17 protein-coding genes are annotated in these 18,404 nt (G+C 51.0%); 9 read left to right on the forward strand and 8 right to left on the reverse strand.

Annotated elements, in window-relative coordinates; translation table 11 throughout:
• The first annotated feature begins 10 nt into the window (after positions 1–10).
• Both H8B09_RS16720 and H8B09_RS16725 read left to right on the forward strand, forming a co-directional pair.
• Positions 11–985 carry a helix-turn-helix transcriptional regulator gene (locus H8B09_RS16720; protein ID WP_191204695.1) on the forward strand — a complete coding sequence of 325 codons (975 nt, stop codon included), beginning with the start codon at positions 11–13 and terminating at the stop codon, positions 983–985.
• Between the two features lie 100 nt (positions 986–1,085).
• Positions 1,086–1,598 (forward strand): DinB family protein, encoded by a 513-nt coding sequence (locus H8B09_RS16725; RefSeq protein WP_191204696.1) that lies wholly within the window; start codon positions 1,086–1,088, stop codon positions 1,596–1,598.
• A gap of 47 nt (positions 1,599–1,645) precedes the next feature.
• Here H8B09_RS16725 and nspC read toward each other — a convergent pair whose 3' ends face one another.
• The 3 genes from nspC to H8B09_RS16740 form a co-directional block, all read right to left on the reverse strand.
• Complete coding sequence (gene nspC / locus H8B09_RS16730; protein WP_191204697.1) at positions 1,646–2,773, reverse strand: carboxynorspermidine decarboxylase; 1,128 nt, start codon at positions 2,771–2,773, stop codon at positions 1,646–1,648.
• A gap of 1 nt (position 2,774) precedes the next feature.
• Complete coding sequence (locus tag H8B09_RS16735) at positions 2,775–4,022, reverse strand: saccharopine dehydrogenase family protein (protein WP_191204698.1); 1,248 nt, start codon at positions 4,020–4,022, stop codon at positions 2,775–2,777.
• A gap of 652 nt (positions 4,023–4,674) precedes the next feature.
• On the reverse strand, positions 4,675–5,700 hold the full coding sequence (locus H8B09_RS16740) for a YeiH family protein (protein WP_191205144.1): 1,026 nt from the start codon (positions 5,698–5,700) through the stop codon (positions 4,675–4,677).
• 203 nt (positions 5,701–5,903) lie between these two features.
• On the opposite strand from H8B09_RS16740, the gene H8B09_RS16745 reads away from it, so the two are divergent.
• From H8B09_RS16745 to H8B09_RS16755, 3 genes are all read left to right on the forward strand, one after another.
• Positions 5,904–6,785 carry a LysR family transcriptional regulator gene (locus H8B09_RS16745; protein WP_191204699.1) on the forward strand — a complete coding sequence of 294 codons (882 nt, stop codon included), beginning with the start codon at positions 5,904–5,906 and terminating at the stop codon, positions 6,783–6,785.
• Between the two features lie 73 nt (positions 6,786–6,858).
• Entirely contained in the window at positions 6,859–7,800 is a 942-nt protein-coding gene (locus H8B09_RS16750; protein WP_191204700.1) for a LysR family transcriptional regulator, read from the forward strand.
• Positions 7,801–7,924: 124 nt separating this feature from the next.
• The gene (locus H8B09_RS16755; RefSeq protein ID WP_191205145.1) at positions 7,925–8,437 is read left to right on the forward strand and encodes a cysteine hydrolase family protein; all 513 of its coding nucleotides are present in this window, start codon (positions 7,925–7,927) and stop codon (positions 8,435–8,437) included.
• A gap of 65 nt (positions 8,438–8,502) precedes the next feature.
• On the opposite strand, the gene metE is transcribed toward H8B09_RS16755, so the two are convergent.
• The 4 genes from metE to H8B09_RS16775 form a co-directional block, all read right to left on the reverse strand.
• Positions 8,503–10,773, reverse strand: coding sequence for a 5-methyltetrahydropteroyltriglutamate--homocysteine S-methyltransferase (gene metE / locus H8B09_RS16760; RefSeq protein WP_191204701.1), 2,271 nt, complete (start codon positions 10,771–10,773; stop codon positions 8,503–8,505).
• Between the two features lie 95 nt (positions 10,774–10,868).
• Positions 10,869–11,072 carry a hypothetical protein gene (locus H8B09_RS16765; RefSeq protein ID WP_191204702.1) on the reverse strand — a complete coding sequence of 68 codons (204 nt, stop codon included), beginning with the start codon at positions 11,070–11,072 and terminating at the stop codon, positions 10,869–10,871.
• A gap of 93 nt (positions 11,073–11,165) precedes the next feature.
• Positions 11,166–12,407, reverse strand: a complete 1,242-nt coding sequence (locus tag H8B09_RS16770; RefSeq protein WP_191204703.1) for a sensor histidine kinase — start codon at positions 12,405–12,407, stop codon at positions 11,166–11,168.
• Between the two features lie 27 nt (positions 12,408–12,434).
• A complete protein-coding gene (locus H8B09_RS16775; RefSeq protein ID WP_224753738.1) occupies positions 12,435–13,115 on the reverse strand; it encodes a response regulator transcription factor in 681 nt (226 codons plus the stop codon).
• A 256-nt stretch (positions 13,116–13,371) separates the two neighbouring features.
• Here H8B09_RS16775 and H8B09_RS16780 point away from each other — a divergent pair, with 256 nt between their 5' ends.
• On the forward strand, positions 13,372–14,511 hold the full coding sequence (locus tag H8B09_RS16780; protein WP_191204705.1) for a 5-methyltetrahydropteroyltriglutamate--homocysteine S-methyltransferase: 1,140 nt from the start codon (positions 13,372–13,374) through the stop codon (positions 14,509–14,511).
• A 139-nt stretch (positions 14,512–14,650) separates the two neighbouring features.
• Here H8B09_RS16780 and H8B09_RS16785 read toward each other — a convergent pair whose 3' ends face one another.
• The gene (locus H8B09_RS16785) at positions 14,651–15,211 is read right to left on the reverse strand and encodes a GbsR/MarR family transcriptional regulator (protein ID WP_224753695.1); all 561 of its coding nucleotides are present in this window, start codon (positions 15,209–15,211) and stop codon (positions 14,651–14,653) included.
• Between the two features lie 229 nt (positions 15,212–15,440).
• On the opposite strand from H8B09_RS16785, the gene H8B09_RS16790 reads away from it, so the two are divergent.
• The 3 genes from H8B09_RS16790 to H8B09_RS16800 are packed head-to-tail and all read left to right on the forward strand — an operon-like array spanning position 15,441 to position 18,403.
• On the forward strand, positions 15,441–16,682 hold the full coding sequence (locus H8B09_RS16790) for a quaternary amine ABC transporter ATP-binding protein (protein WP_191204707.1): 1,242 nt from the start codon (positions 15,441–15,443) through the stop codon (positions 16,680–16,682).
• Entirely contained in the window at positions 16,675–17,514 is an 840-nt protein-coding gene (locus tag H8B09_RS16795; RefSeq protein WP_191204708.1) for an ABC transporter permease, read from the forward strand. Before H8B09_RS16790 ends, H8B09_RS16795 begins: the two co-directional genes overlap by 8 nt.
• Positions 17,507–18,403, forward strand: a complete 897-nt coding sequence (locus H8B09_RS16800) for a glycine betaine ABC transporter substrate-binding protein (protein WP_191204709.1) — start codon at positions 17,507–17,509, stop codon at positions 18,401–18,403. Before H8B09_RS16795 ends, H8B09_RS16800 begins: the two co-directional genes overlap by 8 nt.
• Position 18,404 lies beyond the last annotated feature (1 nt).

An 18,404-nucleotide genomic window follows, 5' to 3' on the forward strand; every position in this document is an offset into this window, starting at 1 on the left:
AGGAATTCCGGTGGCCAAATGGGATAACATGCTGTCCATGCTGTGGATGCTTCGATCAGGCAGGAAGCTTACGGCTGCGCAGATTGCAGACAGTCTGGAGATTAGCGTCCGCACCGTGTACCGATATATCGATGCGCTATGCGCCAGCGGCGTGCCGGTTGTTGCGGAAGCGGGCCACGATGGCGGTGTTCGCATTCTGGACAGCTTCAAGGAGACGCCATTGTTCTTCAACGCCATGGAGCTGAAAGCCCTCGTGGATGCGTATAAATTTGCGCAGGGTGCAGGTTATCCGTATGCAGAGGAGCTGGAGAGCGCGCTCAAGAAGGTGGAGAACGGCCTGCATGAGGAACAACGGCATGATCTATTCCGCCAGACGAACGGCCTGGATGTCATCTCGCCAGCCCGGCCGCCCTCCGTCGTTCCATTATTGAGGGAGCTGGAACAGGCGGCGCAAGAAGGATATACCGTTCGTATCGCTTATCGCAAAGAGAAAGCAGAGCAGGCCGATGAACGTGAAGTCGATCCGTATGGCCTCGCGTATGACCGGAACGAATGGTACATGGCTGCATTTTGCCATCAAGCCCATGCGATACGGACTTTCCGAGTCGACCGCATCGAACGTTTGGAGCTGACTGAGGCGAAATTCGTGAAGCCGGATCATTTCTCCGCATCCGCCTATTTCCGTGTTCAATCGGAGAGGAACCGGGAGTCGGAAGAACCACCAATCGTCATTCAAATCGAGGGAGAACCCGATGCGCTGAACGCATTGTGCAGTCATTGGCATCTGCGCCACTATGTGATGGAGCGGACGGATCGCGATGTTCGATTTCTGCTCGACGCCGCGACGATGAATAAGTATCTGCCAATGTATCTGATCACATTCGGCACTTCCATTCGTATACGGGAGCCGCAGGAGCTGAAGCATACCATTAAGGAAATGGCGTATCGTATCGCGCGCAATTGTGAAGAAGATGACTCCGCTTGAACTTCGCTGACAGCCATTGTCAGTGAAGCTGGTATACGATAAAGGCAAGGTAAAAGCAACCAGCCACACATTAACGTATACAAGAAAGGTGGATTTCACTATGCTTCATCATGCACACCAATTGTACGATTACAATTTCTGGGCGAACGATCGGCTGTTCGCTCATCTTCAGCAGCTTCCGGAGGACGTGTTCAACGCCGAGATAACAAGCGTGTTCCCGACTGTATCGGTCACGCTCGGCCATATGTATGTGTTCGAGATGCTATTCATGTCCGTGCTGTCAGGGCTCTCGAACGAAGCTATTTATCCCGAGATGATGAAGTGGAGAGTGAATGTTCAGGGCCGCACGCTTGCTGAGATGCAGGAGCTCTTCGCTGAAGCTGCCCGGCAGTTCCGTGAACTGCTAGATCGTACGCCTGATCCGGATAAGCCAATCACCATTGAGCATCCTAGTTATGGCCGAATGGATACGCGCTTCTCTGACATCTTGCAGCATGTCGTTAACCATGGGACGTACCACCGTGGCAATGTCACCGCAATGCTGAGGCAGCAAGGACATACGGGCGTCTCGACGGACTATATCTTTTATTTGGCTGAACGTGTTTCAATCTAGATATGAAAAAAGCAGGCATCGGTCATGAACCGATGCCTGCTTCTATTTCACGCTAGACGCGTCTTGAAATCTTCATAACCGAACTCGCGTACGACACGGCAGTCGCCGTCACGGCCTTTAACCGCAATAGCCGGAAGCGGCATGCCATTGAACGTGTTCGTCTTGACCATGGAGTAGATCGCCATGTCTTCGAACACGACGCGGTCGCCTTCTTGGAGCGGACGATCGAACGAATAGTCGCCGATAACGTCGCCTGTGAGGCAAGTTTGACCTGCAAGGCGATACGTGAATGCTTTCTCGCCAGGCTCGCCAGATTGTTGAAGCGGCGGTCGGTATGGCATTTCCAAGACGTCTGGCATGTGGCATGTCGCAGATGTATCGAGAATGGCAATATCGATGCCGTTCTTATGAAAGTCGAGAACGGATGCAACCATGTAGCCTGCGTTCAGCGCAACCGCTTCGCCTGGCTCCAGGTATACCTCTAAGCCATAATCGTTCTGCATACGTTTGATGCAAGCTTCGAGTCTTGGGATATCATAATCATCTCTTGTAATATGATGCCCACCACCGAAGTTGATCCATTCCATCTTCGGCAGCCATTCGCCGAATTTCTCCACGACTGCATTAAGCGTCGTCTCGAGATCGTCGGAGTTCTGCTGGCACAGCGTATGGAAGTGCAGTCCCGTCACGCCTTCAAGCAGCTCCGGACGGAACTGATCGACAAGCGCGCCGAAACGCGAGCCCGTGGAGCATGGATCATAGATCTCATGTCCAATCTGTGTCGAGCATTGCGGATTGATGCGCAGGCCAACCTTACGGCCAGCCTTAAGCGCCTTATCCTTGAACTTCTCCAGCTGGGAGAAGGAGTTGAAAATAATGTGATCGCAGATGGACAGAATCTCATCCAATTCCTCAGCCCGGTAGGCAGGGGCAAAGACATGCGTTTCTTTGCCCATTTCTTCGTAACCGAGACGTGCTTCAAACAAGCCGCTTGCCGTTGTTCCGCTCAAGTATTCGCCAATCAGGGGGTACATGGTTGTCATGGAGAATGCTTTCTGGGCTAGAACGATCTTCGCTCCCGTACGCTGCATAACGCCGCTGAGGATCTTCAGATTTTTCTCGATGAGCGCCTCGTCGACGACATAGCAAGGTGTAGGTAGCTCTTCGAACTTCATCTTAGCGAACCATTACCGGTTGTTTTGCAACTGCAGGTGCATCCTGACCGTCATCAACCAATACCGGATTAAAGTCTTCTACCCATGGAAGTCCCCATTTGTTCAACTCTTCCATGAATGGATCTGGATCGAACTCTTCAACATTGTATACGCCTGGTTTGTTCCATTTGCCTGTCAGAACCATTGCGGCGCCGATCATTGCAGGAACGCCAGTCGTGTAAGAGATCGCTTGCGATCCCACTTCTTTGTAGCACTCTTGGTGGTCGCATACGTTGTATACATAGTACGTTTTTGCAACGCCGTCTTTTTTGCCTTGGAAAATGCAGCCGATATTCGTTTTGCCAACTGTACGTGGTCCAAGCGAAGCTGGATCTGGCAGAACTGCTTTCAGGAACTGCAGCGGGATGATTTGTTTGCCTTCGAACTCGATTGGTTCGATCGACGTCATGCCCACGTTCTCCAGTGCGCGAAGGTGCGTCAGGTAGCTTTGGCCGAACGTCATGAAGAAGCGGATACGCTTCAGACCTGGCATGTTCTGTGCAAGGGACTCCAGCTCTTCATGGTACAGCAGGTACATATCTTTAGGGCCGACTTCAGCGAAGTTGTACTCGCGTTTGATTTCCATTGGCTTCGTTTCGATCCATTCGCCGTTCTCCCAGTAGCGGCCGTTAGCCGATACTTCGCGAATGTTGATCTCTGGGTTGAAGTTCGTTGCGAACGGATAGCCATGGTCGCCGCCGTTGCAGTCGAGAATGTCGATGTACTCGATCTCGTCGAAGTAGTGCTTCAGTGCATAAGCGGAGAATACGCCCGTTACGCCTGGGTCGAAGCCGCTGCCGAGCAGTGCCGTGATGCCGGCTTTCTCGAAGCGCTCGCGGTATTCCCACTGCCAGCTGTATTCGAATTTCGCCGTATCATGCGGCTCGTAGTTGGCTGTATCCATATAGTGTGTCTTCGTCGCCAGGCATGCATCCATGATCGTGAGATCTTGGTAAGGCAGAGCCAGGTTCATAACGATGTCTGGTTTAAACTCGTTGATCAGCGCAATCAGCTCTTCAACATTGTCTGCATCAACTTGTGCAGTCGTAATTTTCGTTTTGCCGCCATCGAGTTTTGCTTTCAGATCATCGCATTTCGATTTCGTACGGCTTGCGATACAGATTTCTTCGAAAACCTCACTGTTTTGAACACATTTGTGGATGGCAACCGATGCCACACCGCCACAACCAATTACTAACGCTTTGCCCATTTCTCAATCCCCTTACCTCATGAATTTTTTGGTTAAAAATAACAAATACCCGGCAAACGATCGATTTTTACGCACAAAAAAAACAAGTCGTAAAAACGCATCGTCGCGAATCACACTTGTTTGATATAAATTACGAATATTAAATGTCACCATCACATGGGACATGGCTTTTTAAGGAAGCACATTAATATTCAAAATATATCGATAACGGATCAGAGTCTATATAGCAAATAATCGCCTTTAATACTCTTATTGATCGTTTCACAAGTTGATGCGCTCTTAACGCATTGGTCGTAAAGAAACCAGAACTTATAAAATTTGAGCTCTTCGCTCAATCAATAAGGCAACAAAGTTGCCAATCGGCATTTGACCCGGCTGTCCGTATGGCCTTAACGTCCGTAAATGGATGTGGTCAAAAATTATTCGCTACTGGAAAGATCCTCGTATATTTTGAATAACAACTTTCCAACAACACAACTCATAATATCATAAACTTCACAGATAGCAATAAGAAAATAATTAAAAAGTTTTTAGCATTTTTCGACAAGCCTTTTCCGACAGCTTAGGCAACAGGTCCAGGCGGTCAATAATGGGCAAAAATGAAGCCGACTTGCTTATAGGTTCCCGTTCAATATCGACCAATACCGCCCGCTTAATTCAAGCCGAACAGCTTCACGAGCGCATAACCTAAGCCTGAGAGCAGCACCGATCCGATCAGTCCGGCTGCGAATGATCGAATTCCAAGACGGCGGAACGCAATAAGATCAACATTGAGGCCAAGTCCGGCCATCGCCATTGCAATGAGCAGATAGGCAGCGAGAACCAACTGATCAACCAGCGCGGCTGGAATAATCCTCATTGTATTCACACAGCTTGTTAGAAGGAACCCGACAATGAACCATGGAATCGGGATCGACCGGAAGCCCACTTGCCGTGCAGCGCCGCTCTCTTTACGATCCGTACGATTAACCCAGACGCCAATCAGAATAGCAACAGGGACAAGCATCGCAACCCGTGTCAGCTTCACAACGATGGCGAGATCAACTGCATCTTGCCCGACTGGTGCAGCTGCAGCGATTACGTGCGCTACTTCATGTAACGTTGCTCCTGAGAAAATGCCGTATCCGGCAACCGATAGGCCTAGGATCGGATACATTACTGTATACAGCAGCGTGAAAATGGTGCCTAATATAGCCACCGTGGCTGCGCCTATGGCCGTTTCGTCATCATTAGCTCTGATCTGCGGCGAGATCGCGACAACAGCCGCTGCTCCACAGATTGCTGTGCCGCAAGCCGTTAGAAGAGCTAACCGCTTCTCGACTTTCATCAGCTTGGCGATCCCGTAAACGGCGAATATCGTAAAAGCGATATTGATTGCCGCTATAGCAATAACTTGTGGTCCTGCTTGGATGATATCGGCTAGGTTGAGGCGCATGCCCAGCAGGATGATGCCGCAGCGGAGCAGTTTCTTATTCGAGAAGGCGACTCCTGCCATCATCGATTCAGGTACGCCAAAGGCGGCTCTCCATGCGATGCCGAGAATAATAGCAATGACAAGCTGCCCCATTATGCTAAACAACGGAAGGCTTGCGGTGTACTTGGCGATAATAGCAAGCAATGCCGTCAATCCGATTCCGTGTGCCAGCGCACCGTTATTCTTCTTCGCACCCTCCATCATCGTGTAGACTCGAGCCATTGCCATTGTCCTCATTCCTTTATTGTAAATTCATATACGCTCGTGTTGGTTATGACCTTACTATAAGGAGTTATGGCTCGAAGGAGAAATACCGATCTGCTATCTCTATCATTAGGAATACTTATGATTGAGTTGTTGCTGCTGATCAATGGGGTTACAATAGTGGTAATAAGGGAGGAATGTCCATGATCGTGGAAACCATGCGCGTATTCGTTACGACAGCCGAACAGCGCAATTTCTCCCGGGCGGCTGAGCTGTTGAATTTGTCGCAGCCGGGCGTGAGTCTGCATATCCGCAATCTGGAGAATGAATTCGGCACGAAGCTGATGATTCGGTCCCCGAAGCTTGTGAAGCTGACGGAAGCGGGAGAGATTTTGTATCAGCGCGCAAAGGATATATTGGCGTTGTATGAGGCGGCGAAGCAGGATATTTACCGCCTTCATGATATGGTGACAGGCTCCTTGCATATCGGGGCGAGCTTCACGATAGGCGAGTATGTGCTGCCGCGTCTGCTTGCATCGTTTGCGGAGCAGTATCCGCAAGTGGAGATGGACTTGACCATCGGGAACACGGAAGCCATCATCCAGAGCATTCGCGAGAGCGAACTTGATCTGGGTCTGGTGGAGGGAGAGGTCCATGCGACCGACCTCATCATCACGCCGTATATGAGGGACGAGATGATTCTGGTAGCGGCGGCTGGACATCCGCTTGCATCATTGAAGCTAATAAAGACGGACGCCCTTCATCACCAGGTGTGGGTCGTTCGCGAAAGCGGCTCCGGCACACGGGCCTTTAGCGACCAGTTCATTGAACAGGCTGGCCTCGATGTGAAACGCTCGTATGTGTTTAACAGCAGTCAGGGCGTGAAGGAAGCCGTGTCCGCCGGATTAGGCATTGCGATTCTCTCCCGCCTCGTCGTACAGCGCGAGTTAGAGGCAGGCGAGATTATCGAGATTCCAATCGAAGGAGTCCGATTCGAGAGGAACTTCTCGCTCATTCGAACAAGGGATCAGGTAGCAACGATGTCTGTTCAGATGTTCATGGAGAGGTTGCTCGCCAAGGGGTAAACCATTCTCGAGCATCTCCAACTATTAATTTTTATTATGGTTGTAAAGGTATGGAAAGGAGGGTTCATTGCCGGTGACATTGCAGCAATTAAGATACATTCTAACGATCGTGAGCTGCGGTTCGATTAGCGAAGCGGCCAAGAAGCTTTTTATTTCGCAGCCCAGCTTGTCCAGTGCGGTGAAGGAGATCGAGCAGGAGTTCGGGATCGAGATCTTCCTGCGATCGCCGAAGGGGATCGTGTTATCGAATGACGGGGCAGAGTTTCTATCCTATGCCCGGCAGGTAGTGGAACAGGCGGAGCTCCTCGAGCAGCGGTACACGAACCAGAAGCCGTCCAAGAAGTTATTCTCGATCTCCACCCAGCACTATGCGTTCGCGGTTCAGGCGTTCGTCAGTTTGCTGAAAGAGATGAATATGGACGAATACGAGTGTACGCTGCGCGAGACGCGGACGTACGAGATTATCGAAGATGTTCGTAATTTGCGGAGCGAGGTCGGAATTCTGTATCTGAACGATTTCAATCGGAAGGTCATTCAGAAGCTGCTCAGCGAGAATCATCTGCGATTCCATCCGCTGTTCCAGGCAGATGCCCATGTGTTCATCAGCTCGGAGCATCCGCTTGCCGATCGGGACGAGGTGGATATCGAGGAGCTTGACGATTATCCTTGCCTGGCGTTCGAGCAGGGCGATTATAACTCCTTCTACTTCTCAGAGGAAATGCTCAGCACACGGACGTACAAGAAGAAGATACTTGTGAGCGACCGAGCGACACTGTTCAACACGCTTATCGGACTGAATGGGTATACCATCAGCTCGGGCGTGCTCAATAAGGATCTCAACGGCGAGCAGATTAAGTCCGTCCGTCTACGGACGGAAGAGAAGATGCAGGTTGGCTATATTACGAATCAGAAGGCGAGCTTGAGCCAGCTGGCGACCGCGTATGTGCAGAAGCTCAGAAGCGTTATTAAGGATTTTGGACATTCCGTCATCAACGAAGAGGATGGGCTCAAGTGAGCCCGTCTTCTTTTTGTATAGTGAAAAACTGGATGAAAACATCATGCGAACGGGCAGGTTAGTCTATTAATTAGGATGATATAATTAAATGATAAAGTTTAAGATAGATAATGAGGTGGAAATGATGGAAACTTGCGCGGATGTTTTGATCATCATCGATTTGCAGAATGGCGTATGTTACGACAACGAGCATCTATTTGGATTAGACAAGCTACTCGCTAAGACAAATGAAAGAATCTCCTTGTACAGAAAGCTGAATAAACCTATTATTTTCGTTCAACACTGCGATGAGGATTTAGTGCCTGGAGAGGAACCATGGGCGATTCATGCTGAGCTCGATGTTCAAGCGCAAGATTTGTTGATTAGAAAAATACATGCAAACTCTTTTTACAAAACGAACTTGCAAGAAGTCTTAGATCAATTAAATGTGCAGCGTATAGAATTCTGCGGCGCCCAAACGGAATATTGCATGGATGCTACGATTAAATTCGCTCATGGATTGGGTTATCATAACCTTATGGTTAAAAATGCGACCTCCACTTTAAATAACTCATTTATGTCTGCAGAGGACACGATTTGTTTCTATGAAAAGATGTGGAGTCATCGATATCTAGAATTCATACAAGATGACAATTAAATTAAGCATATAGAAACCCGCCTTGTCGCCAAGGCGGGTTTCTTGTGGTTAACGCTGTCTATCCATTAAAGCGTTGCACGAACCTCTTGAGCTGCTTGGATCAGATGTTTCAAGCTTGCCCATGTTTCAGCTTCGCCACGCGTCTTGAGACCGCAGTCAGGGTTCACCCACAGCTTAGCAGGGTCGATCTTATCCAGCATACGGCCAAGACCTTGCTTCAGCTCATCTACGCTTGGTACGCGCGGGGAGTGAATGTCGTACACGCCTGGGCCAACTTCTGTCTTAAAGCCGCACGCATTGATGGAATCGATAATCGACAGGTCCGAGCGCGAAGCTTCGAACGTAATGACGTCAGCATCCATCGCGTCAATATCGCGAATGATATCGCTGAATTGGCTGTAGCACATATGCGTGTGAACTTGCGTATCCGCTTGAACGCCGCTGTGCGTAAGTCTGAAGGCAGGAATCGCCCAGCTCAGGTATTCACTCTGCCAATCCGATTGGCGAAGCGGCAGCTTCTCGCGCAGTGCAGCTTCGTCGATCTGAATGATCTCGATTTGGTTTGCTTCAAGATCCAGAACTTCGTCGCGGATCGCAAGTGCGATTTGCAGGGCGCTGTCCTTCAAGCTGATGTCTTCGCGAGTGAACGACCAGTTCAGAATCGTTACAGGACCCGTCAGCATGCCTTTAACAGGCTTGCTCGTCAGGCTGTTCGCATAAGCCGAATATTCAACCGTCATTGGCTTCGAGCGACGGATATCGCCCCAGATGATTGGAGGCTTAACGCAGCGCGTGCCGTACGATTGTACCCAAGCGTTCTGCGTGAAGACGAAGCCGTCGAGGCTTTCGCCGAAATATTCAACCATGTCATTGCGCTCATATTCACCATGAACGAGGACGTCAAGGCCGATCTCTTCCTGCTGTGCGATGCATTGAGCGATTTTATCAAAGTTGAACTGCTTGTACTGCTCTTCGCTAATCGCGCCCTTCTTGAACGAAGCGCGGTTCGCACGAACGTCAGCCGTTTGCGGGAAGGAGCCGATTGTCGTCGTTGGCAGCAGCGGCAGCTTGAACTTGTCCCGTTGAATTTGCTCACGCTCTGCGAATGCAGGCAGTCTCGTGAAATCAGCGTCTGTCAGCGCAGCTGCTCTTGCTTGTACGGATGCATCGCCTGCAAATCGCGATCCGCTGAACAGTTTGTCGTTCGCTATATACAGCGGTGAAGACTTCGTATATTCAAGCGCCGTGATTGCTTTGAGTTCGGCAAGCTCCTGCAGCTTTTCTTCCGCGAATGCAAAATAGTTCTTCGTCGTCTCAGGCAGCTTCGTCTCGTTCTTCAGCGTGTAAGGAACGTGAAGCAGCGAGCAGGATGGACCGGTCACGACTTGTGCTGCATGCTGACCAATCTCTTGGATAAGCGATAGCGTCTTCTTATATTGGTTTTTCCAAATGTTCTTGCCGTTAATAACGCCAGCAAACAATACTTTACCTTGCTGGAATCCGAATTGTTTCAGAAGCGCCAGCGTTTGCGTACCTTCAACGAAGTCGAGGCCGATACCGTCGAAAGGCAGGGATTGAAGCGCTTGATAGCAGTCGCGAACATCGCCGAAGTACGTTTGAACAAGTACTTTCACATTGCCTTTCGCCGCAAGGATTTGGGAATGGAGCTCGGCGAATAACGCGATTTCCTCATGGGACAGGTCCGTAACGAGTGCTGGCTCGTCCAGCTGCACCCATTCAGCGCCCAATGTGTTGAGCTGCGCAAGTACTGCTTTATAACCTTCAACAAGTGCGCCGACGAAGTCCTTCGCTTGCTTGGAGCCAGTGAATTTCGCAAGCTTCAGCAGCGTGAATGGACCAACGAGCACAGGCTTCGTCGTGATGCCGAGCTGTTTCGCCTCGTTGAATTCGTCGAACAGCTTCGTTCCTGCCAGACGAATGTCGGCAGAATCTTCGATTTCAGGCGTCATGTAGTGATAGTTCGTGTTGAACCATTTTTTCATCGCCAATGCTTTAACGTCGCCGTGTTCGCCCTGATAGCCGCGCGCCATTGCGAAGTAAGTCTCCAGCGGGCTCAGACCAAGCACGCGGTAACGCTCAGGGATGATGTTGAACAGGCAAGCTGTGTCGAGCAGGCCGTCGTAGAACGAGAAGTCGTTCGAAGGGATGTAATCAATGCCTTGAGCCTTTTGCAGCTTCCAGTGCGATGCTCTAAGCTCAGCCGCCGTTTGGTTCAGCTGTTCGAGCGTGCCCGTGCCCTTAAAATATTTCTCCGATGCAAATTTAAGCTCTCTAAGCGCTCCAACGCGTGGATAACCGATGATTGATGTTTTCAATGTCAATCGCTCCCTGTCATGTATTGGCTTCAGTATAGGGGCGATAAGCAGCCATAGAGAAACACTTAAAAACTATTCAGGGCCATAGATTTTACCTATAGCGGGAGGTGGGATAGCACATAGAGACAGGTTAACGCTGCCGCTGCGTAGTAGATGCCGCCTGCTAGAAAGAGGGGAGACATGAGCAGCTCAGGAAGGTTGCGTACCGTTAGCCCGCCCTGCACTTGAATGGCCTTCTTCCAAGTAACTTGACCAGCAGTCAATAAAATAACGTTCACGAGAAGCAGTAACCAACTCATAAGGCATTCCTCCTCTTATCTTATCAATAGCGATTATAGAGGAGGGTTCTTAATGCCATGCTTCTGAAAAGCTTATCAAATCCTTAACTTTTGTTAACGATTTGCTGAAGGCTGCCTTATAGGCAGTGTAATCTCGAACACGGTGCGAATGCGCCCGCTGCGCACGGATACTTTGCCTTCGTGAACTTCCGCGATGCTTTTGACGATAGCAAGACCAAGCCCTGTGCCGCCGCTGGAACGCGAACGATCCCCGCGGTAGAAGCGGTCGAATATAAATGGCAGATCACTGGGCGGAATAGGCTCGCCGTAGTTCATAACCCGGACAATAGCGGCTTCGCCTTCCTGTTCGATCTCGATATCCAAGTATTTGCCGCTGCTGCCATAACGGATGGCGTTGGTCAGCAGGTTCTCGAAAGCGCGCACCAGCAGACCGCCGTCGGCTTCAATCAGGAGAGGGTCATCCGGTGCATCGAGCCGATAAGACATAGACGCTTGGTCTAGCAGAGGAACGAATTCTTCCACAAGCTGCTGCAGCAGTCCCGTTAGGTCGAGTTCTTCTATGGCGAGCGGCATGCCGCTGCCGATGCGGGTGTATTCGAACAGATCGTCAATCAGTCTTTTGAGCGCGCGCGCTTTGACATAGGCGATATTGCTATAGTGGCGCAATTCCACTTCATCCCGATAGCGGTCTTGTTCAATGACCTCTAGGAAACCGAGGATAGAAGTGAGCGGGGTGCGCAAATCGTGGGACACGCCGGTGATAAGGTCATTCTTCGTCTTCTCGGCAAGGCGCTCATCCTGCATCGAACGGTCAAGCTGCTCCGCCATTCGGTTAATGCTTTCGGTGATGCGCGTCAGCTCCCCATAAGACTGATCCGAATCGAACCGGTAGTCGAGACGGCCGGAAGCGACCTCGTTCACGCCCTCCGCGATGCGGTTGGAATACTGCTTTAATTGCCCGGCTAATCGGTCCAGGCTGGCTGCCGCCTGACCGATCTCGTCCTGAGACGGCGTTAAAGTCTCGACATTGAAATTACCGTTCTCTAAGTTGAGCAATGCCTTGTCCAGCTCTTCCAGGCGGCGAATCGTATTGCGGCTGAAGAAATTGTAGAACAGGCATAGAGAGCTGATGCCGATGATGACAAGGACAGGAGCGGAGCCGATGCGGTTGACGATGATTTTGAGAGGGCTGCTCAGCAGTTTGATCTGAATCAGATACTGAGCGAGTAAATAGCAGCCATACAGGATCAGGGTGGTTAGCAGGATGCTGCCCAGCGTGGCGCCGAAGAACTTCCAGCGAACGGACTTCAACCATTTGTATGTAAGTGGGTTCATACGCGCATGTTTCCTTCCACAGGCGAATTAATCGGGGTCGATTTTGTAGCCGATGCCCCAGACAGTCTTAATATAGCGTGGCGCTCGCGGATCCGGCTCGATCTTCTCCCGCAGTTTGCGGATGTGAACCATTACGGTGTTTCTGGATTCCATGAACGGCTCGTTCCACACCTCCTGGTAGATTCGATCCATGCTGAATACGATGCCGCGATTGGAAGCCATCAGTTGCAGAATAGCGAATTCGCGGGGCGTCAGCTTCACTTCTTCGCCGTCTATCGTAACTTTATGAGTAGCAATGTTGATGCTTAAGTCATCGATCTCGATCAACGTATTGTCCGCATTAGGGGATCGGCCGAATTGCTTATAGCGTCGCAGGTGCGATTTGACGCGAGCGATCAACTCAAGCGGATTGAACGGCTTCGTCACATAGTCGTCGGCTCCCAGACTTAATCCCGATATTTTGTCGATATCCTGATTCTTGGCGGATAGAAGGATGATAGGCAGCTCACGGGTCTCGCGTATCTTCATGCAGGCCTCCATACCGTCCATTCGCGGCATCATGACGTCCATAATAATGAGATCGACGGAATGCTTTTCTAGAATTTCAAGCGCTTCTACCCCGTCAGATGCCTTCAGCAGGATATAGCCTTCATTTTGCAAATATATCTCCATCAGTTTAATGATTTCTTTCTCGTCGTCGACGAGCATGATCGTTCTTCTGGACACTGCAATTTCCTCCTGAGCGACAGATTAACCATTTATTTATGTTCACTATAGCATGCCCGCAGGAATGGAAGTTCTTAAAACATACTTAAACTTTGGAAGTTTATTCGCAAGCCCCAGCCATTGTCATGCTAGGTATAGGTATAACTTATAGCCCTCCATCGTTTATCCGTATGACGGAATAGCCGCCCGCCCGTGCTATATTTACTCGTACCTAATAGATGAAACGAGGAGAATGAATATGAGCACACAGACCAAAGCTAACAAACGTACCGTTACTCCTTTTCGATATGATATCGTGGGCAGCTTCCTGCGCCCAAGCGCATTGAAAGAGGCTCGATCCAAGTACCAAAATGGCGAAATTACGGCAGCGCAGCTTACGGAAGTGGAGAACGCCGAGATCGTGAAGCTTGTACAGAAGCAGAAGGAAGTTGGCTTACAGGCTGTAACGGACGGCGAGTTCCGCCGCTCTTGGTGGCATCTGGACTTCTTCTGGGGTTTCGACGGGGTAGAGCGGACGATCATCGACCAAGGCTACCAGTTCAACGGGGCGCAATCGAGACCGGAGACCGCATCCCTGACGGGCAAAATCAAATTCAGCAGTCATCCTTTCGTCGCGCACTATACATTCCTGAAAGCTGCTGCAGGCGATGATATTGTTGCACGCCAAACGATTCCTGCGGCTGCGCAGTTCCTGTTCGAGCTGGATCGCACAGAGAATCAGGAAAGCACGAGGACGATTTATCCGAACCGCGAAGAGTTGCTTGCGGACATTACGCAGGCTTACCGGGGAGCGATTCTCGCCCTGTACGAAGCGGGCTGCCGCAGCATTCAGATCGACGACTGCACGTGGGGCGCGCTGTGCGACGAGCAATTCTCCGCATTCATGGCACAGATCGGCGTCAATCTTGCGGATTACGCGAACGAGTTCGCGAAGCTGAATGCGGCCGTCATCGCAGACCTGCCGGAAGATCTTGTCGTTACGACCCATGTGTGCCGAGGCAACTATGTTTCGACTTATGCCGGCGTTGGCGGCGGCTACGAGCCGATCGCGCAGACGCTGCTCGGCATCGATAACTATGCGGGTTTCTATCTTGAGTATGACACGGACCGTGCGGGCGACTTTAAGCCGCTTCGCTTCCTGAAAGACGATCAGCAGGTCGTGCTTGGCTTGTTCTCCTCGAAATTCGGTGAGCTGGAGAGCAAAGAAGACATTCTGAAGCGCATTGAGGAAGCATCACAATACGTGGATTTGAACCGAATTTGCCTCAGCCCGCAATGCGGCTTCGCTTCGACGGAGGAAGGCAACCACCTGACGGAGGAGCAGCAATGGCGCAAGCTTGCTTGGATCAAGGAGATTGCAGAAGAGATTTGGAACTAATTTAATTCATATTTATATAGAAGAGAGGGGCCTCTGCCATTGGCGAAGGTCCCTCTGTGTTATTCACTTGTATCATTCACTAAGAACACGAAAGCCCCGATTCGCTAACCATTAGCGGGTCGGGGCTTTCCTACGTCAGCTAGCCATTATCCTTCGGCACAAGCTTGAAAATTTCTTGCGATTCGAGCGTTTCGATAAGACGAATGAGCCATTGATAATACCGGATTGCTTCTTCGATCTTAGCAAGATCAAGCTGTACCTGCTGCTCCAGCTCCTCGTCGCCGGGGTACTGCTCGACAAGCGCCAGCAGCTCGAATCTCGATTTGCGGAGCGCATGTAAATTAATTTCCGCCGCTTTCCGCCACTTAATCGAGAAGAAATCAGCGAAGGTCTGGTACCAGTCGTGCTCGACCTCGTACAGGTCTTTGCGGGAGCCTTTCTCCCACACCTTGTTCACCATTTTGAGGTCGACGAGCGTTCGCACGCCGGTGCTCATGCTGGTCTTGCTCATCTCCATCGCTTGTCTCATATCGTCGAGCGTCATCGGTTTATTTTGAAAAAACATGAGTCCGTACAGATGTCCCGTCGATGGCGTGATGCCATACAGATCCATATTGTTGCCAACCGCTTCAATCACTTTCTTCCGCGTCTTAAGCAAAGCCAGCTCCTGTTCAGGGCTGAGACCGCCTCTGCGCTCCATCTTCATTCACCTGACCTTTGTATATTCGTAATTGTAAAGAACAATCTCGGCCTTGTAAAGAAACCAGTTGGATGGAAAAAGAGAGGAAACGGGAGCATTCGGGAGTATACTTCGTACAGAAATAACTGTACGTACTGTTACAACGGTTAGCATTGTTGACACTGGACAACAAAACTTTTTACACTTATAGGGAAGAAAGTGCGATCATGCAAAGGAAGGGGTGAGCTGGATGGCTATCATAGAGGTGAATCAAGTCACCAAAGTGTTTGGTAACGATCCAGAATCAATTCTCCGCCTAATGGATGACGGGTGGAATAAAGAGAAGATCTATCGCGAGAGAAAACATACGGTTGGCGTGAACAACGTCAGTTTCTCCGTTAATGCAGGTGAAATCTTCGTAATAATGGGCCTCTCAGGCAGCGGCAAATCGACGCTCGTGAGGATGCTTAACCGGCTTATTGAGCCGACTCGCGGGAGCATCTCCATACATGGCAAGGACATTGTGAAGATGAATAAGGAAGGTCTGATCAAGGTGCGCCAGAAACAGATCAGTATGGTGTTCCAAAAGTTTGCGTTGTTCCCGCACCGAACGGTGGCTGAGAACGTGGAATATGGCCTTGAAGTACAAGGCGTAGATAAGGCGGTACGCAGGAAGAAAGCGATCGAGTCGCTTACGCTCGTCGGGCTTGGCGATTATGCAGACAGCCTGCCGTCTCAGCTGAGCGGCGGCATGCAGCAGCGGGTTGGACTCGCCAGAGCGCTGGCGAATGACCCGGATATTCTGCTTATGGACGAAGCGTTCAGTGCGCTTGATCCGTTGATCCGCAAGGAGATGCAGGATGAGCTGCTGGAGCTGCAAGATAAGATGAAGAAGACCATTATCTTCATTACACATGATCTGGATGAAGCGCTGCGCATCGGCGACCGGATCCTACTCATGAAGGACGGCAGTGTCGTACAGGTCGGCACACCGGAAGAGGTCATGATGAATCCGGCTAACGAATACGTCGAGCGGTTCGTCGAAGATGTCGACCTGTCGAAGGTGCTGACGGCAGCCTCCGTCATGCGCCGTCCGGAGACGATTACGCTTGACCGCGGTCCGCGCGTTGCCCTCCAGTTGATGCGGGAGAGCGGCATCTCGAATTTGTTTGTTGTTGACCGTGGCCGCAGGTTGATGGGTGTTATTACGGCGGAGGATGCTTCCGCAGCCGTTCGAGAGGGCAAGACGCTTGCGGACATTGTCATCCACGACGTTGCCGTAGTGGACAAAGACAAGCTGCTGTATCAGCTGTTCGACATCTGCAGTACATCCAAGCATCCGGTTGCCGTCGTGAACAGCAATAATCGGCTTATGGGCGTAATTGTACGTGGTGCGGTGCTTGGCGCGCTCGCAGGCAATCCGGATCAACGGGCTGATCAGCCTGCCGAACCGATAGCCGCATTGACGGAAGGGGTGAGCGCTAATGTCTAAGCTTCCTCTTGATAAGTGGGTAGAGAATATTGTTGACGCGCTGGAGACGGGCTTGAAGCCGTTGTTTCATGTCATCTCCTTAATTATTGAGGGGATCGTGAACGGCATCGCCAACACCTTCCACTGGCTGCCGGCGCTTGTATTCATCGTCTTAGCCGCAGCGCTTGGCTATTATCTCGGCAAGTGGAAATTTGCAGCATTCACAGCGGTTGGACTGCTGTTAATCGATAATCTTGGCTTGTGGGAGCACACGATCGATACGCTGGCGCTCGTGCTGACCTCGGCGATCCTCTCGATCGTCATCGGCGTGCCGCTTGGCATCGGTTCGGCACAGAGCGATCGAGTGAGGGGCATCGTAACGCCGCTGCTTGACTTCATGCAGACCATGCCAGCATTCGTGTATTTGATTCCGGCCGTTACGTTCTTCGGCCTTGGCGTTGTACCGGGCGTTATTGCCTCGGTCATCTTCGCGGTGCCGCCAACGATCCGACTGACGAACTTGGGGATTCGCCAAGTGCCGGAGGATCTGGTGGAGGCCGCGGATGCCTTCGGTTCAACGAGCAGACAGAAGCTGTTCAAGCTGCAGATTCCGTTGGCGATGCCATCCATTATGACAGGCATCAATCAGACGATCATGCTGTCGTTGTCGATGGTCGTTATCGCATCGATGATCGGTGCGCAAGGTGTCGGCGCCGATGTATATGGCGCGGTGACGCAGATTAAGACAGGCGAAGGGTTTGAAGCGGGACTTGCAATCGTCGTGCTGGCGATTGTGCTGGACCGTATGACACAAAATATCGTGAGAAAGAATAGGAGAGGGTCGAATGTTTAAACACGCTTCGAAGCTGTTATTGGTCGTAGGGTTAACGGGTGCTATCGCAATAACCGGGTGCTCGAGCGGAAGCAGCGACGCGAGCGGAGGCACAGTCGGGGACCAGGTGAAACACAAGATCGTCGGGATCGATCCGGGCGCCGGCCTGATGAAGCAGACAGAGAAGGCGATGACGGATTACGGTCTATCTGACTGGAAGCTGGTCGAGGGTTCGAGTGCAGCAATGGCTGCCGCGCTTGATAAAGCCTACAAGAATGAAGAGCCTATCATCGTTACGGGCTGGACGCCGCACTGGATGTTTGCCAAATATGACTTGAAATATCTTGAGGATCCGAAGGGCTCTTACGGCCAAGACGAGGAGATTCATACGGTTGTTCGCAATGGATTGAAGGAGGATGCACCTTCTGCCTATGCAATGCTCGACCGCTTCGAATGGACGCCGGACGAGATGGCTGTCGTCATGAACGCGGTTGTAGACGGTACGAAACCAGAGGAAGCCGCTGCACAGTGGGTAGAGGCGAATGCCGATAAGGTTGATGCATGGGTGAAGGATCTTCCGAAGGAATCCGGCAAGAAGCTGAAGCTTGCGTTTGTGGCTTGGGATTCGGAGATTGCGAGCACGAACGTCGTGAAGCAGGTGCTCGAGCAGCGTCTTGGTTACAAGGTCGAGATGCTGCAGGTGGAAGCGGGCCCGATGTGGGCAGGCATCGCCAACAGCAGTGCGGATGCGATGGTAGCGGCTTGGCTGCCGACTACGCACCAGGATTACTACGATAAGTACCAAGGACAGTTCGAGGACTTGGGTGCGAACTTGGTCGGAACGAAGCTTGGTCTTGTGGTTCCGTCCTATATGGACATTAACTCGATTGAGGATTTGATTACGAAGTAAA

The organism is Paenibacillus terricola (assembly GCF_014779765.1).
Lineage (GTDB): Bacteria > Bacillota > Bacilli > Paenibacillales > Paenibacillaceae > Paenibacillus_T > Paenibacillus_T terricola.